The organism is Acinetobacter sp. S-1 (assembly GCF_059579785.1).
This window is the reverse complement of sequence record NZ_CM184207.1, coordinates 258,795-283,477: the sequence shown is the minus strand read 5'-3', so window position 1 is coordinate 283,477 and position 24,683 is coordinate 258,795. Positions and strand designations below refer to the sequence as shown.

The window sequence follows — 24,683 nt, the reverse complement described above, 5'->3', positions numbered from 1 at the left end:
TAGATCTATCTTTGCTAAATTATGGGCTTAAGATGTTGTTTTTTGGTTTCAAACCACCTTGAAAATTGTAATTTTGAGCAAATTGATACATAGTCTAAACAAGAACATCGGCATTATACTGAGGGCTTGTTGGCAATAAGCCTATCCGACCCAATAATATATAAATTATGACTTTAAAAGGGAGTACATCATGAGTTTAGTTGTACCTGCTGAACATCCTGAAACCGTACACAACGAAACGGATCGTGTCGAACGTATTTTAGTGGTCGATGACGATGTGCGTTTACGTACCCTCTTGCAACGTTTTTTGGAAGATAAAGGCTTTGTTGTAAAAACTGCCCACGATGCTTCGCAAATGGACCGCCTATTACAACGTGAGTTATTTTCACTTATCGTACTCGACTTTATGTTACCGGTTGAAGATGGTTTAAGTATTTGCCGTCGTTTACGCCAATCAAATATTGATACGCCAATCATCATGTTAACAGCACGTGGTAGCGATTCAGACCGTATTGCTGGTCTTGAAGCTGGTGCAGATGACTACTTACCAAAACCATTTAACCCAAATGAGCTTTTAGCACGTATCCGCGCAGTATTACGTCGCCAAGTTCGTGAAGTTCCGGGTGCACCAAGCCAACAAGTTGAAGTAGTAAGCTTTGGTCCATGGTCTTTAGACTTGTCTACCCGCACACTGACACGCGAAGGGCAAATCGTTACCTTAACAACTGGCGAATTTGCTGTATTAAAAGCATTGGTACAACACCCACGTGAACCATTAACACGCGATAAATTGATGAACTTAGCGCGTGGCCGTGAATGGGGTGCAATGGAACGTTCAATTGACGTTCAAGTTTCTCGTTTACGTCGTTTAATTGAAGATAACCCTGCACGTGCACGTTACATCCAAACGGTATGGGGTGTGGGCTATGTGTTCGTTCCAGATGGTGCTGAATAAGCTTGAGATAAGATAGAGTGAGTTTAGAACCAATCGCCCCACAGAACTTTACCGATTACGTGACCTATTCAGAGCGTAAACGGACTCGATGGGAACGTTTTCTCGACAAAATAAAGCCACGTTCTGCTGCCATGCGTACCACTATTTTGGTACTGCTGGTAGTGTTCTTTAGCTTATTTATGTCTTTATGGTTCTTTTGGCGCACTCTTTATTTACCTGAAATTCAACAGCACGCCCGTTATCTTGCGGTCGAGCTTGAGCTCGTCAATAATCCTGATATACGAATTTTTCATCGTGAAAATGAAGTAGATATTGATGCGTGGTTGCGTAATCGAGTCGGTATTGAATACGTTACCAACCCCAAAGAATATCCAAGTGTCCGAGAAAAGGTCATTGCCGAGTTTTTTACCAATCATGTCGAAAAAAAGCTGGCAAATGAGATTGGGACTAAAGACGTTACCGTTTACTTTCAGTTTAAACCGAGCCCACGCATTTGGATTCAAACACCTGAAATGCATGGGAACTGGGTTCGTGAGCCTTTAAAAACCTATGCCAACTACAGTCCTGAACTTTTAGTGGGTTGGGTCGTGGGTGTTCCATTACTGTCGGCTATCATTATTTTAATTTTGGTTCGACAGATGAACCGCCCTCTGCGTCGTTTGCAGAATGCTGCCAATGAATACAGTAAATCCGGAACAGCGCCGTATCTTGATACCAACCACGGTCCATTAGAAATTCGTCAAGTAAACCAAGCCTTTAATCGTATGGTCTATACACTCGATCAGACTGAGCGTGAACGACGTATTATGTTGGCAGGTATTTCACATGATTTACGTACCCCTCTTACACGCATACGTTTAACAGCAGAGATGCTGCCTGATGAGTTTTTGCGTGAAGGTTTGGTTTATGACGTAGATGATATGGATGCAATTCTTAATCAGTTCATTTCGTACATGCGCGATGGTTCAGATGAGGAGTTGAAAGACACCAATATCAACATGCTTTTGCAAGAACTTGTTGTGCAATTTAAACCTCTCGATATTCAATTCGAGATGCAGAATGTACCTATTATTCCAGCACGTAGCCTTTCTTTAAAAAGATTGATTGCCAACTTGATTAATAATGCAAAACGCTATGGTGCTGAACCAATAGAGCTCAGTGCAAAAGTTGAAAATGAATGTATTTTAATTACCGTTGCTGATCATGGTGAAGGCATTCCGGCAGATCAAATTGAAGAGTTAATGCAACCTTTTGTTCGCGGTGACTCAGCAAGAACCATCCAAGGCAGTGGTCTTGGGCTGGCTATTGTTAAACGCATTGTCGATATACATCATGGTGAGATTCAAATTCATAATCGTGAACAAGGTGGTTTAGAAGTTATTATTTCTTTGCCAATCCCAAAACCGAGTACCGAAGAAAATACCACGACGAATCCTTTGGAAAAAATAAAACAAACTTTAAGTGAGCGCTTTTAATTTGATCAATCAGCAATTAAAAGCCTTGTTTTAATGACAAATAAAAGCAATAAAAATCAATTAAATAAAAACCATAAATATAATTTATACCGCCATTTATTTACAAAATTAGACCTTAGCCTAACACCTATGCACTTTTCAATTTTTCATAGCTAAAATCCCGTATGTTTTGACAATATTGAGGATGTCCAATGTCTTTAAGTCGTATTCGCCTAGCTTCTCTTCATGACAAGGTCATCAGTGCTGAACAAGCTGCGCAATTCATCGAAAATGGAATGACCGTTGGTATGAGTGGTTTTACTCGTGCCGGTGAAGCTAAAGCTGTTCCACAAGCACTTGTAGAGCATGCAAAGAAAAATCCGTTAAAAATCACGTTAATTACGGGTGCTAGCTTAGGTAATGACTTAGACAAACAACTCACGGAAGCAGGTGTTTTATCTCGTCGTATGCCATTTCAGGTAGACAACACTTTACGTCGTGCGATTAACAACGGCGAAGTTATGTTTATTGATCAACATTTATCAGAAACTGTTGAGCAAATGCGTAACCAGCAACTTAAACGTCCAGACGTTGCGGTGATTGAAGCAATTGCGATTACTGAAGATGGTGGCATTATTCCAACAACTTCTGTAGGTAACTCTGCAAGCTTTGCTATTTTTGCCGAAAAAGTTATTGTTGAAATCAACACATCTTTAAGCGAAAGCTTTGAAGGTTTGCACGACATCTATATTCCGACTTATCGCCCAACACGTACTCCAATTCCATTAACAAAAGTGGATGAGCGTATTGGTACAACCGCAATCCAAATTGATCCTGCAAAAATTGTAGGTATTGTATTTAACGATACACATGACTCACCATCAACAGTAACTCCTCCAGATGATGAGACTCAAGGCATTGCAAACCATCTAATTGCTTTCTTTAATAAAGAAGTTGCAGAAGGTCGTTTACCGAAAAACCTTGGTCCATTACAAGCAGGGATTGGCTCCATTGCCAATGCTGTATTAACAGGTTTAAAAGATTCTGATTTTGAAGACCTCATCATGTACTCAGAAGTACTACAAGACTGTACTTTTGAACTCATTGATGCAGGCAAAATGAAATTTGCTTCTGGTAGCTCAATTACCCTTTCTGCAAAATGTGGTGAAAAAGTTTTTGGCAATATCGAAGCTTACAAAGACAAATTAGTGCTTCGTCCACAAGAAATTTCTAACCATCCTGAATTAGTTCGTCGTTTAGGGATTATCGGCATTAACACTGCTCTTGAGTTTGATATTTACGGTAACGTGAACTCAACTCACGTGTGCGGTACTAAAATGATGAACGGTATTGGTGGTTCAGGTGACTTCGCTCGTAACGCTCACTTGGCGATCTTTGTAACCAAATCAATTGCTAAAGGCGGCGATATTTCTTCTATTGTGCCAATGGTGAGCCACGTTGACCACAGTGAACACGATGTTGATATTTTAGTGACAGAGCAAGGTTTAGCTGACTTACGCGGTTTAGCGCCTCGTGAACGCGCTCGCGCTATTATCGATAATTGTGTACACCCACTTTATCGTGATGCATTAAATGACTACTTTGACCGTGCATGTGCTAAAGGTGGACATACTCCTCACTTACTTCGTGAAGCATTGTCTTGGCATGCAAACTTCGAAGAAACAGGTCAAATGCTTCAAGCAGCACCAGTTGCAAAATCAGCTTAAATCACTGGTTTAATTCAAGCACTCCTTCGGGGGTGCTTTTTTATTTGTTTAAATTATTAATAAAAAACTGCTCAAGCCCGAATTTTTATTTTATCTTTTCAGCACATCAAAACAAAAAGTAGAAATCCATATGTTTATTATTCGTCAATTTACAAATGCAGATCTGGATGACGTCGTTATTTTATGGGAAAACTGTGGTCTGACCCGTCCTTGGAATAATCCTGAAACCGATATTTTCAGAAAAGTCTCACAACAGGATGATTTGTTTTTAGTTGCTATTAAAGATGAGCAACTGATTGGTACGCTTATGGGCGGCTACGACGGCCATAGAGGCTGGATTAACTATCTGGCTGTTCACCCCCACCAACAACGCTTAGGAATCGCTACAGCGCTCGTTCAGCAGCTTGAGAAGCGCCTCATTGCTCGCGGCTGCCCAAAACTTCAATTATTAGTCCGTAAAGACAATTTGAATGTGTTGAACTTTTACGAACAGCTTGGCTATGACGAGGTAGAAGCCGTGTGCTTAGGAAAACGACTTATTCGTGATAGTTCTCATGATTAGACCCAAGTTTCGGTTGGGCTATTTTTAGAAAGTTAAGGCGATATTGGGGATAAACCTGTTTGCTTGTGGATAAAATGAGATTTATACACAGGTAAGACTTAATATTTTTATTAAATAAACAGGCATGAAAAAAGCCCCATACATTATGTATGGGGCTTTTTCGAATATGGTGGCGAGACCCAGGATCGAACTGGGGACACACGGATTTTCAATCCGTTGCTCTACCTACTGAGCTATCACGCCGATGGCCTGTATTAAGCCGTATCTCAGAACAATAGTCAACAACTATCCTGAGTTTCTGATTTAAATGAGTATTTTTTATACTTAAAAAAAATCCCTGATGGGATCAGGGATTGAAAACACAAATAATGGTGGCGAGACCCAGGATCGAACTGGGGACACACGGATTTTCAATCCGTTGCTCTACCTACTGAGCTATCACGCCGAAGTGGGCGTATTAAACAATGTTTATAAGAAGACGTCAAGCAACTTCCGTTTTTTTTGTAACAAGTGATTATTTTTAAATCACAATCACAAAATAATAGAAGCTTTTAGTGATGTAGTTTACCAATGTGAGCCAAACAGCGATGAATCGCGCCACAGCCTGGTTCAAAAGTTTTAACACCTTTTGACTCTTCTATACGGCAAGCTTCTTCGACTAAGCGCTCAGCTACCCCACGACCACGGTTCGCAGGGTGCACAACAATATATTCAAGAACCTTGCTTTCGCCTTGTCCTGAAGACCAAATTGCACCTATAATTTTGGTGTTAAATTCGGCAGTGTATAGCGTGGTATACTGTTGTAAATCTTGTTCAAGTTGTTCAATCGCATCGTGCCCGTCACCAAACTCCGGACTTGTATCATACAGTCGCTCAAGCTGATCGCGGATCTCTGAATTATCTAGAGAACTATAAGCATGTACGGTAATAGGCATTGATTAACCCTCCTGAGCAAACTATGATGCTGTCACGAATTCGTCACAGCGAAATTGTCGTTAACATCCAATCATTTTTGACGTTTTTTGAGGAACGTGTCCATGACGCAACGTATCAGTGAAGTGGTTAGAAATACCAATGAAACCAAAATTCGAGTTCGTTTAAATCTCGACGGTACTGGTCAAGGCACACTAAACACTGGAGTTCCATTTTTAGACCATATGATTGATCAAATCAAGCGACATGGCTTATTTGATATCGATATTCATTGTGACGGAGACCTCGAGATTGATGACCACCACACCGTAGAAGACTGTGGTATCACGCTTGGACAAGCTTTTGCACAAGCTTTAGGCGATAAAAAAGGTTTAAAACGCTATGGTCATTTTTATGCACCATTAGACGAAGCTTTATCTCGCGTTGTTGTAGATTTATCTGGTCGTCCGGGATTATTTATGGATATTCCATTTACTCGTGCACGCATCGGTACCTTTGATGTCGATTTATTTTCTGAGTTTTTCCAAGGTTTCGTAAACCATGCGCTTATGACCTTACACATCGATAACTTAAAAGGTAAAAATAGCCACCATCAAATCGAAAGTGTGTTCAAAGCACTTGCTCGTGCTTTACGTATGGCATGTGAAGTTGATCCACGTGCAGAAAACACGATTGCATCGACAAAAGGTAGCCTCTAATGACACGTATCGCGTTACTTGATTATGGCATGGGCAATCTACACTCAGCGGCTAAAGCACTTGAGCATGTGGGCGCTACAGTCGATGTGACCAATGATCCAAAGTTAATTGCACAAGCCGACAAAATTGTTTTTCCAGGTGTGGGTGCAATGCGTGACTGTATGCAAGGTATGCGTGAAGCAGGTATTGATGAAGTTGTACGTAAAGCTGCTTTTAATAAACCTGTTCTTGCGATTTGCGTAGGCATGCAAGCATTACTACAAAGTTCTGAAGAAAATGGCGGTGTAGACGCATTAGGTATTTTTGACGGTGTCGTAAAACATTTCCCTCAAATGGAAGGTTTAAAAGTACCACACATGGGCTGGAACCAAGTTCACCAAATGGACCCAAGCCATCCAATGTGGAATAACATCGAACAAGATGCTCGCTTCTACTTTGTACATAGCTACTATGTCGAACCAAAAGATGAAAGCGTTGTGGCTGCGACTTGTGAGTATGGTGTGAATTTCTGCACAGCAATTCATAAAGATAATTTATTCGCGACTCAATTCCACCCAGAGAAAAGTCATATTGCTGGTTTGCAGTTACTTAAAAACTTTGTGGAATGGAATATTTAAACTGATTTAAAACTGAAAAAGATCAGGTCTAGATGGCCTGATCTTTTTTTATTTACAATGATAACTAATCATTTATAGAATGATGTTTTATTCAACAAAATATTGAATATTTATACTTTTAAATAAAACCAAATGATCAGGAAAACAAAATGAATTCACCTTTCGAAAATCAACCACTTCAACAAGACTCCCCCTTTAAAGCTAGTGGTCGTTTTGGGCGACTCTCTTATGCTGCTTGGACATTCTTATTTTCACTCGTCATCGGTATCGCCGTTGTCATCATCGCTTTTACTTTTGGGTTTACATCTAGTCAGGAACTAACGGGTCTTTCTACGGCAGGCATGATTGTTATCGCCATTCTTTATATTGTTTGCCTCTATGTAAGTTTTGTATTTACCATCCGCCGCTTGCACGACCGCAATAATACAGGATGGCTATCGTTACTGATGCTGATCCCTGCCGTAAACCTGATTTTTATGATTTATCTCTTTGCGGCGAAAGGTACAGAAGGCAATAATGATTACGGCCCAAAGCGCCCTACTCTTGGTTGGGAACGCGTTTTAGGCTGGATTTATATTATCCTAATTCCACTTGCTTTGGTTTTTGCTGTCGTTGCCACAATCATGTCTCCAACCTATGAAGGCTATGTCGAGAAAAGTGAAAGTGTAGTCATTGGTACACCTTCTCAGTCTCAGTAATTTTTAAAGACATTCATAAAGCCTAGTCCTCTAGGCTTTATTCATATATAAAGTGAATAGCCCAATTCATTTGTACGCTGTTAAATATGTCCGAAGCCGTTGCCCTCCTTGATAAAGCCTCTATTCAGCAGCTTCCTCCTTTTGAAAATCTTAACCACCATAATATTGTGGTGATTGAAAATATTGAGCAATGCAAAAGTATTGAAGAAGAATTAAAAAACGCTGCAATTTTGGGATTTGATTCTGAGTCTAAACCTACATTTAAAGTGGGTGAAATCTCAACTGGTCCACACTTAATTCAACTTGCTACAATACAAAAAGCCTATTTATTTCATGTCAATTCATCGACTTTAAAATTCTTACAGCCCATTTTATCTAACCAGAAGCAAATTAAAGTCGGTTTTGGCCTTAAAAATGATAAGCACATTTTTCATAAAAAAGGCATAGAGCTAGAAAGTTGTATCGACCTTGCTAAAGGTTTTAGTCACTTTGGTTTTAAACAGCAAATGGGCTTACAAAAAGCGGTGGCACTGTTATTTGGACAATATCTGGCAAAGTCGAAAAAAGTCGGAACTTCAAACTGGGCAAGAAAGCCACTTACATCTCAGCAAATAAATTATGCCGCTGCTGATGCTTATGCGGCATTACTCGTATTTGAAGAGCTCAGAAACCAAAAACTATTACCCGCTCACATTTCACAAACTATTCAAACCGCACTTCAAGCGTAAAGTAATAAAAGTCTTTTCTAAGGCTTAGCGATTGATCAATACTTTGCTAAGATGTGCACAATTTCATAAACATGATGAAGCAAGGAGCGGAAGCATGCTAATCATTCCAGCAATTGACCTGAAAGATGGTAAATGTGTGCGTTTAAAACAAGGGCGTATGGAAGACGATACTGTTTTCTCTGACGATCCGGTTGCAACTGCCCAGCATTGGGTAAATGAAGGTGCGCGCCGTTTGCATTTGGTTGATTTGAATGGCGCTTTCGCAGGTACTCCAATTCATAAACCTGTTGTTGAAGCGATTGCTAAAGCTCAGCCAGAATTACCAATTCAAATTGGTGGTGGTATTCGCTCATTAGAAACGATTGAACACTATTTAGAAGCTGGCGTGACTTTTGTCATTATCGGCACTAAAGCTGTTCAAGAACCTGAATTTGTAGAAGAAGCTTGTAAACGTTTTGCAGGCCACATCATTGTTGGTATTGATGCCATGAATGGTATGGTTGCAACTGACGGCTGGGCAAACGTTACTGATGTGAAAGCAACTGATTTAGCGAAACGCTTTGCTGATGCAGGCGTGTCTAGCATTGTTTATACAGACATTGCTCGTGACGGTATGATGCAAGGTGTAAACGTTGAGCAAACTGTAAACTTGGCTCAATACTCAGGCTTACCAGTAATTGCTTCTGGTGGTGTAACCAACCTTGATGACGTTCGTAACTTAAAAGGTCAACCGGGTATTTTAGGTGCGATTACAGGCCGCGCAATTTATGAAGGTACTTTAAACCTTCGTGAAGCTCAGCTTTTGTTGGATGAAAACCGTCTTTAATTCTTAAGATGTAAAAAAGAGCCTGATTAGGCTCTTTTTTATTTTTGATTATCTTTAGTTTAATAAATTTTCTAAATCGATTACCTCATCCGCAATTTCCATTGCATAGGGCGAATGCGTAATCATGATTACAGATGGAACAACCTGCTGAATATATTCAAGTATATTTTTTGCAGTATCTACATCCAAGGCAGCAGTCGGTTCGTCTAGGATAAGGAGCTGCGGACGAGCTAAAAGACCTCGAAGAATACAAATTCTTTGCTTTTCTCCTCCTGAAAAATTCTTATAAATTTCAGTTAAATCATCATCGAGCGTTAGTTGATGCTTTTTCAAAATATGTAATAGATTAAATTGATCAAGCATCTGAAGTAAGTAAGAATCCTCATATATGTGCGAGGAGTTATAAACTAAATTATCTCTAAGGGAATAAGGGAAAATAACTGGTTGCTGTGCAACGTAAACAACCTCATCAAAAATATGTTTAGAGAAATTTTGGCTAATATCAATATTCTTATAGCAAAGCTGCCCTGATTGAATCTGGTACACGCCCATTAAATAATTCATTAGAGAAGTCTTTCCCAAGCCAGTTGGCCCAATCACGACATACGTTTTATTGCCTAATATTGTTAAATTAAAATGATCTACGGCTCTTTTCCCAAGTAAAAATTTAGCATTTATAAATTGAAAGAGAACATTGGAGTCTTGAACGATAGAATGTGTATAATTTTCTTTATTGAGATCAAAGTATTTTCGATATTTTGCTAAGGCTACAAAGTTACCATTTAAACGCATCAAGCTTTGAGAAACCGCTAAAAATGGATTGGTGAGTTGAATAATATAAGTACTTATCAACACGAAAGCACCCGGTGTAAGCTGCTTTTTAGTTGAAAGAAATACGGTAAATAACATAAAAAATAGTAAAAACAAAAAGATCAGGAACAATTGAGAAATCATCAATAGCCCTATTTTTTTATTCCTATCTTTAGCCGTTTTGATGAATGAGTCTAATGTGGTATTAAATTTTGACAATTGAAACGGTACTGCATTTTTTACTTTAATTTCATATGAATTTGAGATCTGATGTATCAAATCGCTATTTACCTGATTATCTTGTTGATACATCGAATTGAATAAAGGACTACTTCTTTTATTTATATGAAAGGAAACTAAAAAAATAACGATAGCTACCAATAAAAAACTGATACTAAAAAGTAAGCTAATAGTTGTAAATAAAACGGCAAAGATCATAACCAATTGAAAAATGATTGGCCCCAAATGAAGCAGTAATGTTAGATTTATCTCACCAAAAGCAGAACTTCCTCTCGCAAGATCACTGATGACTGTTCCAGCTTCAATTTGATCTTGCTCATCTTTTTTAAGATTTAAATAATTTTTTAACCCCGCAAAAATTAATGCTCCTTTGAAATCAACCATCAAATAAGCACTAAAAATATTTTTCGTCCAATTACACAACTCATTCGCTAACCATGCTGCAGCATAAGCGAGTACGATTAGATATAAGAAATTAAATGGAAGTCGAATATCTAGTGGAAAGTTATATGCCTGTGCAGAGTAATCAATAATAATTTTTAATAGGTATGGCAATAATGTCGTAAAGAATGCTGTAAACATTACTAATAAAAACATGAGAAACATACTACCTTTCTGCTTCTTATAATTTTCTTTAGAAACCTGCCATAAAAATTTATAGTTTTGAATATCTTGTGAACTTAATAAGAACTTCATTTCTGTATCTTTTTTCTATTAAAACGAGTTAAAAATAATTTCATTACACACGAAATATTATAACTTGCCTTATTTATTCTTATTCGTATTTTTTGTTTAAATTGAATTCACAGGTTTTTAAGATAGGTCATATACATCATATATGCCTTCAATAAACTGCATAAATTTTAAAAATATATATTTTATTAAAAAGCTTAAATTCCAAATCAATACACCACATTACGAGTAAATTTAAGCACTTGGTTACCACTATTGATATAGGTATAAGTAACAGAACTTTCAAAAATAAAAGATGAACCAGCTGGTATTATTTTTTTGCTGTCAGTAAATTGTATGGTCAACTCACCTTCTAATACGTAAATAATTTCCTGCCATCCGTCTGCATCTGCTTCCGCCACGTAAGACTCTCCCACTGCCAAAGACCATATCCAAAGCTCAACTTGGGAACGAGATGGAACTGAAGCGAGCAAGGTTGCTTTACTTTCTTCATCTTTACCCTGCCAAGCGAGTGCATTTACTACAGCATGTTCTTTATGCTCAGGTGCACTCACAATCGTTTTAAAATCCACACCCAACACTGCTGCAATCGCATCGAGTTTGGCCAAACTAATATTGACCTGCCCAGTTTCCAAAGCAGCAATGGTTCGTCTACTCACACCTGCCTGATCTGCCAAATCTTGTTGACTCAAATCTCGTTCATCTCTTAATAAACGAATATTTGTGCCTACGTGCTGTAAAACGGTACTCGACTGGCTCATAAAATGGATTAGCAAGAAAATTTGAGCAATATATTGCACAAAATACAAGAATAGCGCAATATGTGCAGTATATTGCACAATTTAATTTAACTTGAGTATGTCACCAATTTCTCTGAGTTCAAGCAAAGCCCCACAGTTAGCCCTCATTTTGATTACGATCATTTGGGGTGGAACATTTCTTACTGTGCAGTATGCACTGAGTTTTTCATCGCCTATGTTTTTTGTAGGCTGTCGTTTTGCTGTAGCAGCTCTTACTTTGCTTCTTATCTCATTAAAAAGCATAAAAGGCGTCACGTTAAAAGATTTAGGTGCTGGTTGTGCGATTGGTCTTGTGATTGCGGCAGGCTACGGCACCCAGACCATTGGCCTGCAAACCATTCCGAGTAGTGAATCAGCATTTTTAACAGCGCTATATGTTCCGCTTGTTCCTATTTTAATGTGGCTCATCTTTAGAAAAACTCCCCATATCATGACTTGGGTGGGAGCAGTCCTTGCTTTTGCTGGCCTTGTTTTATTAACGGGTAATGGTTTTGAGCAAATTTCCTTAAGTTTTGGGCAGCTTTTAACAATCCTAGGTGCCTTTGCGATTGCTTTAGAAATTATTTTTATTAGCTACTTTGCTGGAAAGGTAAATTTACGCCGCGTCACAATCATTCAACTTGGTGTCGCTTCTCTACTTTCTTTCGCGATTATGCCTGTGGTGGGTGAACATACGATTCCAGCATTTTCATGGCCCCTAGTACTGATTGCTGTTGCATTAGGTTTAGCGAGTGCACTTATTCAATTTGTTATGAACTGGGCTCAACGTGTGGTTGATCCTTCACGTGCTGCAATTATCTATGCAGGAGAACCTGTTTGGGCAGGCATTATTGGTCGAATTGCAGGTGAGCGTTTGCCATTGATTGCCCTTTTTGGGGGTGCTTTAGTGGTCTTAGGCGTTTTAGTCAGTGAGTTAAAACTTAAGTTACCCATTAAAAAAACTAAAAGAATTCGAGAATAAAAAAGAGAGCTTAACGCTCTCTTTTTTACTATCTATTATTTTTTCTTCAATGAAATACAAGGCTGGTAGTACTCAACCGTCGGCATTGGGTCATAAAATGGATGGAGCAAACTCTTCCACTCCTGATAAGCTTCCGACTTTCTAAACCCTTCTGTATGATTTTCAATTTCATCCCAGAAAATCATTAAAATATAATGATGGGGATCGGTTGCATGCTTAATCAGTTGGACAGCATTAAAGCCTTCCATTGGATAAACAATATGTTTAGCCTGCTCGAATGCTTCAAGAAATGCTTCACTTTGCCCAGACTTTATACTCAAATGTACATGTTCAATAATCATAATTTATTGATACATCGGACGGTTATCATTTAGCGCAATCAAGCCGCGAATTGCACGATATACAATCCAGATCCACGCAGCACCAATTACGCCCACACAGAATACGGTCGATGAAACGGCAACGCCTGCAAATAGATTAGTATTTTCGCCCGTAAAGAACAGGAAAATAAACGGCAGAAAGGCAATAATATTCCAAGCCAGATACCACCAGAATGTTCTGATTTGCCATGTAAAGTGGCTCGCGAAAATCGAGCCTTGTACATCAGAACGTTTTACGTAGTTAATAATTAAAGCAATAACCGCAAGTAAGCCGCCTGTAAAAATGGCAACAATATAAAGTACATATAAAATAAGTGTTAAAGTACGATTTGGATCTTGGTCGATAGAACTATTCATTTTTATACCTCTCAAGTTTATTAAAACGATTTACTTTTATGAGCCCCGCAATACGTTTAAGGGAGAAATTAGCCACAAAATCAAAAGTAAATGAAAGAATATGGTACAAAAATAAATCTTACGAAAGGGTTGTTTTTGTGTTTTATGTCTCAGTTTTTGTTGTGCCCACCATGCAGCTGGCCAACCTCCTAAAAAGCTAACAATGTGCAGTGTTTGTTCAGGCACACGTCGATTACCCAATTGTGCGGCTTCTTTATCTTGAGAATAGAGCCAATAACTTAAGGCATTCATCATTAAAACAAATAACAAGGTATAAGCTGGCAAAATATGAATAAAACTCATAATTCCCATTAAAACGAAATAAAACACGATCCCCATTTGCATTGCAGACCAAGGGCTGGCCTGAAAAGAAGATTCTGCTTTTGCAGGCTTGGACGCTTTTCGGGTTTGAGATGCTTTTAAATAGGTGACCTGCTGAGCACGAAAACGGCCTCGTTCATCGAGGATCACCCGATATTCCAGTGCACAGCCAATAATTGGCCGAGGTCCGGGGCGTGCAAAATCTTTGATATGCAAAAAGACTCGCTCTTTTTCAGCATCATCCGGCTGAATAAAGCCATAACCTTTTTCGTCGAACCATTCGACTAAACGCCCCTGATCTCGCATCTTTATTCCCTTTTATGCTTTTACATGACTTAAACGGTCTTGCATCATTGCTCGCATTTCTTGCGGGTCTTTTTGCAAAATGTCATCGCCGGTACGTCCTTCTTCTTTATTTTTTTGAGCAACTTGCAAACGCATTGACCAAAAACGGCACGCTGCCATTGCCAAGAACACATCTAAACATGCAAGCTCATCTGATGTAAGCGTACGAACTTTTTGGTATGCCTCTAAATAAGCAACTACTTTGTCGGGGTTTAAATGTGCTGCTGGATATTCGGTACAAAAATCATTGATGGTAATCGCAATATCAAATAGCAATTCATCTTGATTTAACTCATAAAAATCTAGAATACCTTGTAATTGCTCACCTTCAAACAAAGTATTGTCACGGAACAAATCTGAGTGAATAAAACCTGTTGGTCGATTTGAATACTGCGCTGTTTTCGCATTAAAAGCTTGATAGACCTGCTCAAGTAACGTTTGGTCATCTTGAGTCATATTTGGTTTAAGCTGCTCTGCAACACCTGTCCAGTATTGGTGATCACGTCGATACTCACGCTCAAGCGGAAAATCTTGTAAAGCCACATGCAGTTTCGCCTGTGCATCGGCAATCGCTGCAACTTGCGCTACTGTGGTTTGCATGGGATGGTGGCCCATAAGACGTGGTGCAATTTGTGCAGGTTTACCCGCAATAAAATGAACCGCTTGGCCGCTGTGCTTTAATGGCACGGCAACGGGTACATGATGAGTCCCCAATTGCTCAAGCACAGGAATGAGTTCGCCCGCCCCTTGTGCATCTAACTCTTCAAACACGGTGAGTACATATTGTTTGCGGTTTACATCAACCAGAAAATAATTGGTGTTTTGAATACCTCCCTGAATTGGGTTCAGCTCCAACACCTCTAATCCATAAGGTGCAGCAAAGGTGCGAACTTCATCTAAACTCAACGGGGTATAAACCGACATGGAAAACCTGCAAAAAACATCTGTGAAGTTTGATAGAATACCTCTTCCCTCCATGAAGGTGTAGCGCCTGTGTAGGAACTTTCACCAACGGCGATTATTTTTGGAAAAAGCTATGCTTGCTAAACGTATTATTCCTTGCCTAGACGTTGATAACGGACGCGTAGTTAAAGGCGTTCAATTCCTCGATATTCGTGATGCTGGCGACCCTGTTGAAGTGGCACGTCGCTATAACGAACAAGGTGCAGACGAAATTACTTTCTTAGACATTACCGCTACACATCATGGCCGCGATACCACTTACCGTACTGTTGAACGTATGGCCGAGACCGTATTTGTGCCCTTAACTGTCGGTGGTGGTGTACGTAAAGTTGAAGATATTCGTGCGTTATTAAATGCAGGTGCAGATAAAGTGAGTATTAACTCAGCTGCCGTATTTAATCCGGAATTTGTTCAAGAAGCTTCTCAGCACTTTGGCGCACAATGTATTGTGGTTGCGATTGATGCCAAAAAAACTGGCGATAACAAATGGGAAATCTTTACTCACGGTGGCCGTAAACCAACAGGTATTGATGCCATTGAATGGGCTGTAAAAATGGCTGACTATGGTGCGGGCGAGTTGCTGATTACCAGTATGGACGCGGATGGTACTAAAGCGGGTTATGACATTGCTTTAATGCGTGCCATTAATGACCGCGTTACCATTCCAACCATTGCCTCAGGCGGTGTGGGCAACTTACAACATCTTGCAGACGGTATTCTACAAGGTGGTGCAGACGCAGTATTGGCGGCAAGTATTTTCCACTTTGGTCAATATACGATTCCAGAAGCTAAACAATATTTAGCTGAACAAGGCATCGAAATGCGTTTGTAAGCTTATTCATAATTAAAGGGGCAATATGCCCCTTTATTTTTTATGCAGCGCCATCTACCGTATTTATGTCACTAACCAATTGAGGCTTCTCTTTTTTCTCGACCCATTTTGCTGGAAAGATTTTTTCTATAGCTTGAGTTAACGGTTTAGCAAATACAGCAGGCAACCGAATACCCAAAGGATTTTGTTCTTTTAAATCTGCCGAAGACACCACACGTGTTCCCATTACATAATCAAACCAAGGTTTGGTCACACACCAATTGGCGTCTTGATTAGAGTTCATGTGGTGGTCGTAATGCCATGGAATTTTATGCTTTGCCCAGTCAGGCTCTAAATGTGCACGGCGATGAATATAATAATAATTTCCAGCACTGTACCAAGCTGCGAGTGCCATGCCTTTTGAAAATGGATAGAAAATTGCGCTTGAAACGGTTGCCACCACAGCAAGTGAAATTAACTCATTTTTAGTTCGCCAGTTTCCAACGCCTTCCACATAGCAATCATCATGAAATTGTTGTTTACGGACTTCACGATGGTGTGCCCAATGAGATTCCATGCTTTTTGGTACTGGGCTATAACGTGGTTTTCCAGCACGGTGTACACCATGCAAAATATATTTGTGTGCTACCCATTCAAATGCATTGGCAACTGCAATTCCGGCAATAAACCCTTTTAACATCACCTAACTCCTTTTTCTTTTTATTGAGCATATAAAATTCGTTATGCTAGGTATTGACCAGAATTTATGGTTTCATTGACAAATCACGACAAGAAAGAGGTGGTTAGGGATGCCACAACTAAAGAATTATACAGGCTCAGTGTATGGAGGGCTGGGACATCTATTAAAAGCTTATTGCGAAGCCAATCATTTAGCTATTCCAGAACAATTAGAACAAATTCAAAATCTGGAACGCTTTGACTACGTCGTTTGGCGTGATCTATTAGAAGTGATTTATAAACTAGACCCGAAGCCAGGTTTAGGGCTAGAAATTGCCAAATATGTGCAACCCAAACACTTAGGGATTATGGCTTACCTCGCGCTCTCTTGCGACAACTTAGGTGAAGCCTTAATTCGCTATCATGATTTTCACCGTCTGATTTATGACGGGAGCCCATTAGTGGTTGAGCTACAAGGGAGATATGGTTCTATTCGCTGGGAAGCGACTGAGCTACACCCTACCCAGCTTACCGATGAAATCGCGATTGCGTTGGTGATTCAGTTCTTACGTCTTTTTATGTCTCATGAAGACGTGCATTTACATGAAGTACGTTTCTTAAATGCTGCCCCTAAAAATATCAGAGTCTATGAACAATACTTTCAATGTCCCGTTCGTTTTAGCCAGCCACGTACAGAGTTACTCATTCCAATTACAGAAATTAATAAGCCACTTAGCAGCGCTGACCACACGTTGCAGCAACTATTGGTTCAGCAAGCACAAGCACTTTTAGAACAATTACCAAATTCAACCCAACTTGATCAGCGTTTACAGCATTCAATTTTGACTGGGCTACAAAAGAATCAATATCAAATTGAGCATATTGCCACTCAATTAGGCCTATCAGTTCGACAACTCCAACGACACTTACAACAACAAGACACCACCTTTCAGGAACGCGTTCAACAAGTGCGCTTTATGCTCGCAACCGAGTATTTAAAAGATCCGCATTTAAGCTTACAAGAGATCGCACTTTTACTTTGTTATTCAGAACAAAGTGCTTTTCAAAGAGCATTTAAACATTGGACCAATCAAACACCCCAGCAATGGAGGGATCAATTTTTAGACAAAGAATAACCAACCAAAACTTACAAATCTTTTCTTGATTAAAACAACACTGAAAACAAAAATTTCATATAGTCACATGCTTAATTTTTTGTGACATATTTCACACTAATTAAAAAATACATCAATAGATGAGTAATCACAATGAATAAATATTTTGCTGAATTCCTAGGTACGTTTTGGCTAGTCTTTGGTGGTTGTGGTAGCGCAGTTTTAGCCGCAGCTTTCCCTGAACTTGGTATTGGCTTTGCAGGTGTAGCCCTTGCCTTTGGTTTAACCGTACTCACAGGTGCTTATGCTCTAGGGCATATCTCAGGTGGCCATTTTAATCCCGCGGTAAGTGTTGGCCTTTGGGTCGGTGGCCGCTTCGATGTTAAAGATTTAATTCCCTATATCGTTGCTCAAGTGGTCGGTGCGACTGCTGCTGCATTTGTTCTCTATATTATTGCTCAAGGCCAAGCAGGCTTTAGCGGTGTTGGTGGTTTTGCTACCAACGGTTTTGGTGACTTATCACCAAACAAGTTTGGCTTAGGTTCTGCTTTCATTATTGAAGTGGTTCTTACAGCTTTCTTCTTAATCATTATTTTAGGTGCAACTGATCGCCGTGCGCCTGCTGGCTTCGCTCCTATTGCAATTGGTTTGGGCTTAACGCTCATTCACTTAATCAGTATTCCGGTGACGAACACTTCGGTAAACCCAGCACGTAGTACAGGTGTTGCATTCTTTGCTGAAACGGCTGCATTAAGTCAGTTGTGGTTGTTCTGGGTGGCACCGATTTTAGGGGCGGTGATTGGGGCAATTATTTATAAGGTGGTAGCTGGAGATAAAGATTAACTCTTCTTAGACTCAATCTACTATCGCGGAAGGTGACATGGATGTCACCTGTTGAGCAGGGGTACATGGATGTACCCTCTGATCAACAAAGCCTTTTGTTTACTTTTGGGCTTTCAAAAGTAAAAAATGTCTATACACATTCAATAAAGTCTAACGTGGTATTAAAGACTGTATGGCAGCATGACCATACTAAATATTACGCATAGCATGCATAAATTATAAAAACGGATTATTAATTTCTTGTTCAGCTGGACGTTCAATTTTCTCAGGCAATTCTTCTTTTTCCAAAGCCGCAACAACATCATTTAAAAAGCTCTGCAATGCCTTTGCCTGTTCTAACCCGACTTTATCTTTGGTAATTTGCAAGTTGCCATAAATACTGACGCAATCTACATCATTTTCTAATGTTAAATCTTCAATTGATGAAGACTCTGTACCCTTTTCAAATGGTTTAAACATAGGTCTTATCTCGTTGTTATATCTTCACAGTGTAATACGATCAATTTAAAAAAAATCGATCAAAATTAAAAGAGCCGATAAAATTAAAAAAGCGCCCATCAAGATATTAAAATATTTCAAACGGTTGCCCTGATTGAGCACCACTGAAAATTTATCACCACAGACCCCCCAAAAGAACAAACACGCGTAGCACGTGAAGAAATAAATAACGATAAAGATCGGCAACGATTGCGGGTTTTCAATGCTAGTAAACATGGTAATGCCTGACACACAAGCCAACCACGCTTTGGGATTCAGCCATTGTAATAAGAACCCATCTTTAAAATTGGGAATAATCATTTGCTCTACAGGAACACTGGAAATAGAAATATTTGCGGCAGAAAGAATAATTTTAATCCCGATATAGCAAACAAATAGCGTTCCACAAACTGCGAGAATCTTTAATACAACAGGAAACTGAGTTAATAAACTCTGAAGACCAAATGCCATAAAAATTAAAAGCAGGGTAAAACCAATTGTGGCGCCTGAAATATAGGGAAGCGATCTTTTTAAACCGTGATTTAAACTGGTCGATAAAATGACAGTATTTACTGGCCCTGGGGTAATAGACATTGCAAACGAAAAAAGAAACATCGAGGCAAACATTGTTATTGTCCTTATTAAAATAAGATCCATAGACAGATCTGTCTATGGATTCTATTTTAATCAATTATGGTGTTGCAATAACAATCAAAAAAAGCTGCTTATTTCATTATTTGCAAGAAATAATTCACTAAGGCTTCTACCAGTTGTTTCACAATCGCTTTTCTCGTTTCTTCGTCAATTGTTGGAACTTTTGCTTCCATTGGCTCCGAAGAACCAGTTTTTTGCTTTTTAAATTGGTCTTGTAGCGCTTGAATTTGGTCAGCGTTTAAGTCTTGCTCACACTGACTTTCGCCATCCCAATGTAAATAGTCTAGCTTTTGATTTGGCTTAACTTGGCTCGCTGTTAAAGGTAGACGATAAACATTGCGCTTTTGTTGCTCGGTTAACTGTGGGAACAGGTTAACGCCTAAGCGCTCCTCAAGGTAGCAAACACTCACAACCTTCACTTGTAGGGAGTTATTGTTTGGTGCGTAGTAAGCCCCAATAGCGCCAGTTTTTGGCATATACACCGCTTTATAAACTGCGGTAGGAACAATGACACCCTGCCCAATCGTCTTAAGACGTTTGCCTTCAAAAACAGGACCTGTCACCACATAAACATCTTGTTTTTGTTTAGTGGCAATAGCACGGGTCGCTTCTTCGAGCTTACGCCAGACTTCTTGGTTATTTTTAGGCGCTTGAGGCACCATGTTACTGAGCGAGAAACTATCAGATTGGGATTCTTTATTTGGCATATCACCATTTGGCGCCATATGCCCACGGTCATAGCCTGAACCGCGATAGTCACTTAACAGTGCCCGATGTTTTTGATCAACGCGGGTTTCTTCATGGAAGTTATCTTCACGCTTAATTTTGACACTTAAACGTTCTGCATTTAAATGCTCTGCCGACCATAACGGCGTTTTAGAAATACCTGAATACAAAACGTTAAAGCCATTAAAGCAAAGTGGATAACTGTCTTTTTTTAGGCTGTCTTTATTTAAAGCAGGTGGAACTTCTCGATAGAACTGATTAAGACAAGTCGAGTTAGTCGTTAAAGGTGAAAACCACTGCGAAATCTTTTCACTGCCAAAAGCAATCGCAAAACTTCCCGCAGCAATACAAGCAAGAATAATCTTGCCAAAATGCTCACTTAGAGAGAAAGAGTTTGTACCTTTACTACGTTTTTTACTTGCCATGTTTCTATCAATACCACTGTCCACACGCAGCTTAACAATCCTGCTTTTTTAAGTATATCTCTTATCTTTCAAATGGTTAAAACATGGTCATCTTTTTTGTAACTCTATTCCGTTTTACGTAACAGTCTGTTGGAATTATGAGAGCCTTTGGCTATTGAATTGCGCCAATTGCGTATCTTTCGTTGAAAAACACTGATTGCTTATGACATGGTTAGCTCCACAAATTTGGATAAAAATATAATCGGAGTCCACTTAATGATCCATTCAAAGATTATTGGTATTGGCGTAATCACGGGATTATGTAGTATGGCCGCTTTGGCTGAGCCAGCAGTCCAGCCAGGAGATACTTTAGAAAGTTTGTCTAAAGTAAAAGTAACCACAACCGTAAATGGCCAACCAGGCTCTATTAGCGATTTAGTCAATAGCGGACAAGTACAGCAAGTTTCTGCTGCACCAACAAATGCAGCGCCTACAGGTGCTCCTATTCCTGCGGACGTTCCACCAGCGCCTCCAGCAGGCGGTGAAATTGCGCCACCAGCAGCACCAACTGATGCAGTACCACCTGCACCGAACCAAGCGCCTCCAGCGCCACAAGATCCGAACACTCCACCGCCTCCGGCAGATCCAAGTCAGTCGGCAGACCCGATGGCAAAAGATGGTGCTTTACCAGCAGATGCACCTATGCAACAAGCTCAATAATCAGAGCCATAAAAAAACCAAGACTTATGTCTTGGTTTTTTTATTACATCAATTTTTATATTTCGATTTGACTACCTAACTCAACCACACGGTTGGTTGGAATCTGGTAGAAGTCACTCACCGGACTGGTATTACGCTGCATAGAGATAAACAGTTTTTCTCTCCATGGAGACATACCATCGCCCACCGAATGAACAATACGATCACGGGAAATGAAGAAGCTGATGTGCATCAAGTCATATTCAAGACCGAGCTGTTCATAGGCTTGCATCAATGCTTTTGGTACATTCATTTCATCTTTAAAACCGTAGAAGATTTTAATACGGAAGAAATGTTCAGCTAAAGTTTCTGTCGTAATACGCTCTTCTGGCGCAACGAATGGTACATCTTCAATCACTACAGTGACCAAGATATTACGCTGATGCAGTACCTTGTTGTGCTTGATGTTATGCAGCATGGCATGTGGCACAACGTTCGGTGTACCTGTCATAAAGACAGCATCACCCGGCACCCAGTGCACACTATTACCAATACTTTTCACAAACAAATCTAGAGCCAAAGTGTCATGTTCAAGCTTAGCAAATGTAAGCTCACGACCACGTTTCCATGTCATTAAGATGGTCACGGCAATCGCACCAATGAGTAATGGCACCCAACCACCCGACAAGATTTTAAGTGAAGTGGCACCGACCAATACCGACTCTAAAACAAAGAATGGAATAATCAGGAGCAACACTTTTGGCAGGCTCCACTTCCAAGCCGAGTAGATAAATACGGCAACCAAAATCGTGTCACAGAGCATCGTTAAGGTCACAGCTAAGCCATACGCACTTGCAAGGTTCGAACTGCTTTTGAAGATCAAGATTAGGATAATAATTGCGATTAAAAGTAACCAGTTTAAGAAAGGGATATAAATCTGGCCTTCTTCAGACTCAGATGTATGTTTAATACTTAAACGTGGTAAATAACCCAATTGAATCGCTTGGCGTGCAAGAGAAAACACCCCAGAAATTACAGCTTGAGAGGCAATTACCGTTGCCATGGTTGCCATAATAATCATTGGGTAAAGTGCCCATTGCGGAACCAATAAATAGAACGGATTTTCAATTGCCGCTGGATCTCTGAGTAATAATGCGCCCTGTCCTGCGTAGTTTAAAACCAAACATGGCAACACGACAAAGAACCAAGCTAAACGAATCGGCACTGGTCCAAAATGCCCCATATCAGCATAAAGTGCTTCACCACCAGTCACTGTTAACACTACAGCACCCATCACAAAGAATGTCATGATTGGATGGTGATAGATAAACTGAATGGCCCAATGTGGACTGAACATGCCTAACACAATAGGCGTCTGAATGACGCTGTGAAGACCTAATAATCCTAAAGATAAGAACCATACCATCGTGATTGGGCCAAAAAACTTACCGACAAAGGCCGTGCCATGTTTTTGTACCAAAAACAAAGAGATGATAATGGTAATCGCAATTGGCATGATGAACGGGTCAAACACATCGGTGGCAATAGACAAGCCTTCAACAGCTGACAATACCGAAATGGCTGGGGTAATAATACCGTCACCAAAAAACAGCGATGCACCGATAAAACCAATGGCAATCATGTAGATTTTTTTGTTGTCGGCAATTTTGGCTTTACGTAAGTTCAATGCGAGTAAGGCCATGATCCCGCCTTCGCCGTTGTTGTCTGCACGCATGACAATGGCGACATACTTGATGCTGATGATCAGCATTAAGCACCAAAAAATAATAGATAAAATTCCTAATACGTTTTCAGGCTGAATTCCTAACCCATGCGCTGCATGGAAGGACTCTTTCAAGGCATAGAGCGGACTTGTTCCGATGTCTCCAAAGACCACTCCAAGAGCTGCCAAAGCCGTGGCAGGCAAGGTCGCTTTTTTGGCCGTATTTTGCATTGTGTAATTAAACCAATATGATTTTTAGCGCAATCTTATCACCTCTATTATTTTTTTTCTGTAATGCTCGTCTTAAATCTTGGCAGGACTCGTTTTTTTAGTTACTATCGCACGCCTTGGTGAGGTGTCCGAGTGGCTTAAGGAGCACGCCTGGAAAGTGTGTATACGTTTGCGCGTATCGAGGGTTCGAATCCCTCTCTCACCGCCAGAATTCGAATTTAAAGAAGCTTAAACTTAATCGGTTTAAGCTTTTTTATTGGCTCAAACATTAGAAATAGCCAAAAAAATATTGATAATTTTACATCCATCACAACATCTAAATTTTATTAAGCATTTAAATTCAATGCAGAATCTTATTTCTTTAGCTAAAAAAAGCCTGCTCGAGCATAGCAACTTAAACCTGCCTTTTGCGGTCTATTCAGCGTACCAAGAGCAAAAAATCACAAACGTTCCCATTTCTAAACCCTTACTGATTATTGTGTTAAGTGGTTACAAAGAACTTGGAAAAACTGAAAATATTAAGTGTGATGCTGGTTCTTTTATTTTTTTAGCCAACAGCTCCAGCATTGATATGCGTAATATTCCAGATCAAGAAGAATATTTCGCTCTTCTTATCGAGTTTGATTTTGAAGATTTTAATGACTTGCCTCAAAACGCGGGTACTTCTCAAAACTATGTTCAAGGCCAACTTAATTCTCTTTTAGAAAGTGCCCTGCATCAGTTTATAGACTTCTCTTTAGTTGCTCCTCCTTCTGCGTTTAAGTTTAGAAAAAGGGAGCTTTTAGAGCTTATTTATTATTCGGGCTATACCAACATTGCTAAACTCAACATGAATACAAGTTTGAGTGAAAAAGTTCAGGCCTTTATTTCTGATCATTTGTCTACAGAACTCACCGCTGAATTTATCGCGGCTCAACTTTTTATGAGTTCATCGACGCTACGAAGAAAACTTAAAAGTGAAGGAAACAGCATTCAGGGCATTCGTAATAGAGTAAGACTGGGACACGGATTACATTTACTTCAAACCACCAATAGCAGCATTGGGAATATTGCTTTTGAATGTGGCTATCAATCTCAATCTCGATTTACTGAAAAGTTTAAAAATTTATTTGGTATTACTCCACGCGAGCTACGCAAAACTAGAATGCTTACTTAGGGCGAATTTATGGCAAATCTGCGTATAAAAAATTTTTAGAAGAAAACTTAAGATCTTTT

29 protein-coding genes and 3 tRNA genes are annotated in these 24,683 nt (G+C 39.7%); 18 read left to right on the top strand and 14 right to left on the bottom strand.

Annotated elements, in window-relative coordinates; translation table 11 throughout:
* Positions 1 to 190 precede the first annotated feature (190 nt).
* From ompR to AC52J8_RS01335, 5 genes are all read left to right on the top strand, one after another.
* Positions 191 to 955 carry an osmolarity response regulator transcription factor OmpR gene (gene ompR, locus AC52J8_RS01355; RefSeq protein WP_000060753.1) on the top strand — a complete coding sequence of 255 codons (765 nt, stop codon included), beginning with the start codon at positions 191 to 193 and terminating at the stop codon, positions 953 to 955.
* Between the two features lie 17 nt (positions 956 to 972).
* Positions 973 to 2,430 (top strand): ATP-binding protein, encoded by a 1,458-nt coding sequence (locus tag AC52J8_RS01350; protein WP_086399974.1) that lies wholly within the window; start codon positions 973 to 975, stop codon positions 2,428 to 2,430.
* A 33-nt stretch (positions 2,431 to 2,463) separates the two neighbouring features.
* On the top strand, positions 2,464 to 2,586 hold the full coding sequence (locus AC52J8_RS01345) for a hypothetical protein (protein WP_014207857.1): 123 nt from the start codon (positions 2,464 to 2,466) through the stop codon (positions 2,584 to 2,586).
* Positions 2,587 to 2,621: 35 nt separating this feature from the next.
* Positions 2,622 to 4,136: a succinyl-CoA:acetate CoA-transferase ScpC gene (gene scpC / locus AC52J8_RS01340; RefSeq protein ID WP_002116671.1), complete on the top strand. Its 1,515-nt coding sequence runs from the start codon at positions 2,622 to 2,624 to the stop codon at positions 4,134 to 4,136.
* A gap of 130 nt (positions 4,137 to 4,266) precedes the next feature.
* Positions 4,267 to 4,698, top strand: coding sequence for a GNAT family acetyltransferase (locus tag AC52J8_RS01335; protein WP_017481752.1), 432 nt, complete (start codon positions 4,267 to 4,269; stop codon positions 4,696 to 4,698).
* Positions 4,699 to 4,865: 167 nt separating this feature from the next.
* Here the strand turns inward: AC52J8_RS01335 and AC52J8_RS01330 are convergent.
* From AC52J8_RS01330 to AC52J8_RS01320, 3 genes are all read right to left on the bottom strand, one after another.
* Positions 4,866 to 4,941 (bottom strand) — tRNA-Phe (locus tag AC52J8_RS01330).
* A gap of 126 nt (positions 4,942 to 5,067) precedes the next feature.
* A tRNA-Phe gene (locus tag AC52J8_RS01325) sits at positions 5,068 to 5,143 on the bottom strand.
* Positions 5,144 to 5,249: 106 nt separating this feature from the next.
* Entirely contained in the window at positions 5,250 to 5,633 is a 384-nt protein-coding gene (locus AC52J8_RS01320) for a GNAT family N-acetyltransferase (protein WP_002116928.1), read from the bottom strand.
* Between the two features lie 102 nt (positions 5,634 to 5,735).
* Here AC52J8_RS01320 and hisB point away from each other — a divergent pair, with 102 nt between their 5' ends.
* From hisB to hisA, 5 genes are all read left to right on the top strand, one after another.
* Positions 5,736 to 6,329 (top strand): imidazoleglycerol-phosphate dehydratase HisB, encoded by a 594-nt coding sequence (hisB, locus tag AC52J8_RS01315; RefSeq protein WP_002116767.1) that lies wholly within the window; start codon positions 5,736 to 5,738, stop codon positions 6,327 to 6,329.
* The gene (gene hisH / locus AC52J8_RS01310) at positions 6,329 to 6,946 is read left to right on the top strand and encodes an imidazole glycerol phosphate synthase subunit HisH (RefSeq protein ID WP_060465017.1); all 618 of its coding nucleotides are present in this window, start codon (positions 6,329 to 6,331) and stop codon (positions 6,944 to 6,946) included. Before hisB ends, hisH begins: the two co-directional genes overlap by 1 nt.
* Positions 6,947 to 7,095: 149 nt before the next feature.
* Complete coding sequence (locus AC52J8_RS01305; protein ID WP_086399973.1) at positions 7,096 to 7,644, top strand: DUF805 domain-containing protein; 549 nt, start codon at positions 7,096 to 7,098, stop codon at positions 7,642 to 7,644.
* Between the two features lie 86 nt (positions 7,645 to 7,730).
* On the top strand, positions 7,731 to 8,372 hold the full coding sequence (locus AC52J8_RS01300; protein ID WP_086399972.1) for a 3'-5' exonuclease: 642 nt from the start codon (positions 7,731 to 7,733) through the stop codon (positions 8,370 to 8,372).
* A gap of 94 nt (positions 8,373 to 8,466) precedes the next feature.
* Entirely contained in the window at positions 8,467 to 9,198 is a 732-nt protein-coding gene (gene hisA / locus AC52J8_RS01295; protein WP_000905538.1) for a 1-(5-phosphoribosyl)-5-[(5-phosphoribosylamino)methylideneamino]imidazole-4-carboxamide isomerase, read from the top strand.
* Between the two features lie 54 nt (positions 9,199 to 9,252).
* Here the strand turns inward: hisA and AC52J8_RS01290 are convergent, their stop codons facing one another.
* Both AC52J8_RS01290 and AC52J8_RS01285 read right to left on the bottom strand, forming a co-directional pair.
* The gene (locus AC52J8_RS01290; protein ID WP_206235890.1) at positions 9,253 to 10,944 is read right to left on the bottom strand and encodes an ATP-binding cassette domain-containing protein; all 1,692 of its coding nucleotides are present in this window, start codon (positions 10,942 to 10,944) and stop codon (positions 9,253 to 9,255) included.
* A 206-nt stretch (positions 10,945 to 11,150) separates the two neighbouring features.
* Positions 11,151 to 11,702: a helix-turn-helix domain-containing protein gene (locus AC52J8_RS01285; protein WP_197738998.1), complete on the bottom strand. Its 552-nt coding sequence runs from the start codon at positions 11,700 to 11,702 to the stop codon at positions 11,151 to 11,153.
* Between the two features lie 97 nt (positions 11,703 to 11,799).
* On the opposite strand from AC52J8_RS01285, the gene AC52J8_RS01280 reads away from it, so the two are divergent.
* Positions 11,800 to 12,702 carry a DMT family transporter gene (locus AC52J8_RS01280; RefSeq protein WP_086399969.1) on the top strand — a complete coding sequence of 301 codons (903 nt, stop codon included), beginning with the start codon at positions 11,800 to 11,802 and terminating at the stop codon, positions 12,700 to 12,702.
* 35 nt (positions 12,703 to 12,737) lie between these two features.
* On the opposite strand, the gene AC52J8_RS01275 is transcribed toward AC52J8_RS01280, so the two are convergent.
* The 4 genes from AC52J8_RS01275 to AC52J8_RS01260 are packed head-to-tail and all read right to left on the bottom strand — an operon-like array spanning position 12,738 to position 15,068.
* Entirely contained in the window at positions 12,738 to 13,043 is a 306-nt protein-coding gene (locus tag AC52J8_RS01275) for an antibiotic biosynthesis monooxygenase family protein (RefSeq protein ID WP_086399968.1), read from the bottom strand.
* Positions 13,044 to 13,046: 3 nt separating this feature from the next.
* A complete protein-coding gene (locus AC52J8_RS01270) occupies positions 13,047 to 13,439 on the bottom strand; it encodes a DUF4870 family protein (RefSeq protein WP_005078529.1) in 393 nt (130 codons plus the stop codon).
* A 36-nt stretch (positions 13,440 to 13,475) separates the two neighbouring features.
* Complete coding sequence (locus tag AC52J8_RS01265) at positions 13,476 to 14,105, bottom strand: DUF1294 domain-containing protein (RefSeq protein WP_046812843.1); 630 nt, start codon at positions 14,103 to 14,105, stop codon at positions 13,476 to 13,478.
* Positions 14,106 to 14,117: 12 nt separating this feature from the next.
* Positions 14,118 to 15,068 (bottom strand): homoserine kinase, encoded by a 951-nt coding sequence (locus AC52J8_RS01260; protein ID WP_086399967.1) that lies wholly within the window; start codon positions 15,066 to 15,068, stop codon positions 14,118 to 14,120.
* Between the two features lie 112 nt (positions 15,069 to 15,180).
* Between AC52J8_RS01260 and hisF the strand changes: the two genes are divergently transcribed.
* Entirely contained in the window at positions 15,181 to 15,939 is a 759-nt protein-coding gene (hisF, locus tag AC52J8_RS01255) for an imidazole glycerol phosphate synthase subunit HisF (RefSeq protein WP_000880078.1), read from the top strand.
* 40 nt (positions 15,940 to 15,979) lie between these two features.
* Here hisF and AC52J8_RS01250 read toward each other — a convergent pair whose 3' ends face one another.
* On the bottom strand, positions 15,980 to 16,618 hold the full coding sequence (locus AC52J8_RS01250; protein ID WP_086399966.1) for a hypothetical protein: 639 nt from the start codon (positions 16,616 to 16,618) through the stop codon (positions 15,980 to 15,982).
* A gap of 109 nt (positions 16,619 to 16,727) precedes the next feature.
* Between AC52J8_RS01250 and AC52J8_RS01245 the strand changes: the two genes are divergently transcribed.
* The 3 genes from AC52J8_RS01245 to AC52J8_RS01235 all read left to right on the top strand — a co-directional run bounded on the left by AC52J8_RS01245 (position 16,728) and on the right by AC52J8_RS01235 (position 18,760).
* A complete protein-coding gene (locus AC52J8_RS01245; protein ID WP_086399965.1) occupies positions 16,728 to 17,732 on the top strand; it encodes an AraC family transcriptional regulator in 1,005 nt (334 codons plus the stop codon).
* A gap of 132 nt (positions 17,733 to 17,864) precedes the next feature.
* Positions 17,865 to 18,554 (top strand): aquaporin Z, encoded by a 690-nt coding sequence (aqpZ, locus tag AC52J8_RS01240; RefSeq protein ID WP_001045987.1) that lies wholly within the window; start codon positions 17,865 to 17,867, stop codon positions 18,552 to 18,554.
* Positions 18,555 to 18,595: 41 nt separating this feature from the next.
* Positions 18,596 to 18,760 carry a hypothetical protein gene (locus AC52J8_RS01235; protein ID WP_086399964.1) on the top strand — a complete coding sequence of 55 codons (165 nt, stop codon included), beginning with the start codon at positions 18,596 to 18,598 and terminating at the stop codon, positions 18,758 to 18,760.
* 10 nt (positions 18,761 to 18,770) lie between these two features.
* Here AC52J8_RS01235 and AC52J8_RS01230 read toward each other — a convergent pair whose 3' ends face one another.
* The 3 genes from AC52J8_RS01230 to AC52J8_RS01220 form a co-directional block, all read right to left on the bottom strand.
* Positions 18,771 to 19,013, bottom strand: a complete 243-nt coding sequence (locus AC52J8_RS01230; RefSeq protein WP_000476055.1) for a hypothetical protein — start codon at positions 19,011 to 19,013, stop codon at positions 18,771 to 18,773.
* Between the two features lie 45 nt (positions 19,014 to 19,058).
* Positions 19,059 to 19,658, bottom strand: a complete 600-nt coding sequence (locus AC52J8_RS01225; RefSeq protein ID WP_198912092.1) for a LysE family translocator — start codon at positions 19,656 to 19,658, stop codon at positions 19,059 to 19,061.
* A 98-nt stretch (positions 19,659 to 19,756) separates the two neighbouring features.
* Positions 19,757 to 20,836 carry a DNA/RNA non-specific endonuclease gene (locus AC52J8_RS01220; RefSeq protein ID WP_025469778.1) on the bottom strand — a complete coding sequence of 360 codons (1,080 nt, stop codon included), beginning with the start codon at positions 20,834 to 20,836 and terminating at the stop codon, positions 19,757 to 19,759.
* Positions 20,837 to 21,091: 255 nt separating this feature from the next.
* Here AC52J8_RS01220 and AC52J8_RS01215 point away from each other — a divergent pair, with 255 nt between their 5' ends.
* Positions 21,092 to 21,535, top strand: a complete 444-nt coding sequence (locus AC52J8_RS01215) for a hypothetical protein (protein ID WP_060465025.1) — start codon at positions 21,092 to 21,094, stop codon at positions 21,533 to 21,535.
* Positions 21,536 to 21,590: 55 nt separating this feature from the next.
* Here AC52J8_RS01215 and AC52J8_RS01210 read toward each other — a convergent pair whose 3' ends face one another.
* Complete coding sequence (locus tag AC52J8_RS01210) at positions 21,591 to 23,468, bottom strand: potassium transporter Kup (RefSeq protein ID WP_032038678.1); 1,878 nt, start codon at positions 23,466 to 23,468, stop codon at positions 21,591 to 21,593.
* A 118-nt stretch (positions 23,469 to 23,586) separates the two neighbouring features.
* Between AC52J8_RS01210 and AC52J8_RS01205 the strand changes: the two genes are divergently transcribed.
* Positions 23,587 to 23,676, top strand: a tRNA-Ser gene (locus tag AC52J8_RS01205).
* A 135-nt stretch (positions 23,677 to 23,811) separates the two neighbouring features.
* Positions 23,812 to 24,624: a helix-turn-helix transcriptional regulator gene (locus AC52J8_RS01200; RefSeq protein ID WP_086399963.1), complete on the top strand. Its 813-nt coding sequence runs from the start codon at positions 23,812 to 23,814 to the stop codon at positions 24,622 to 24,624.
* Positions 24,625 to 24,683 lie beyond the last annotated feature (59 nt).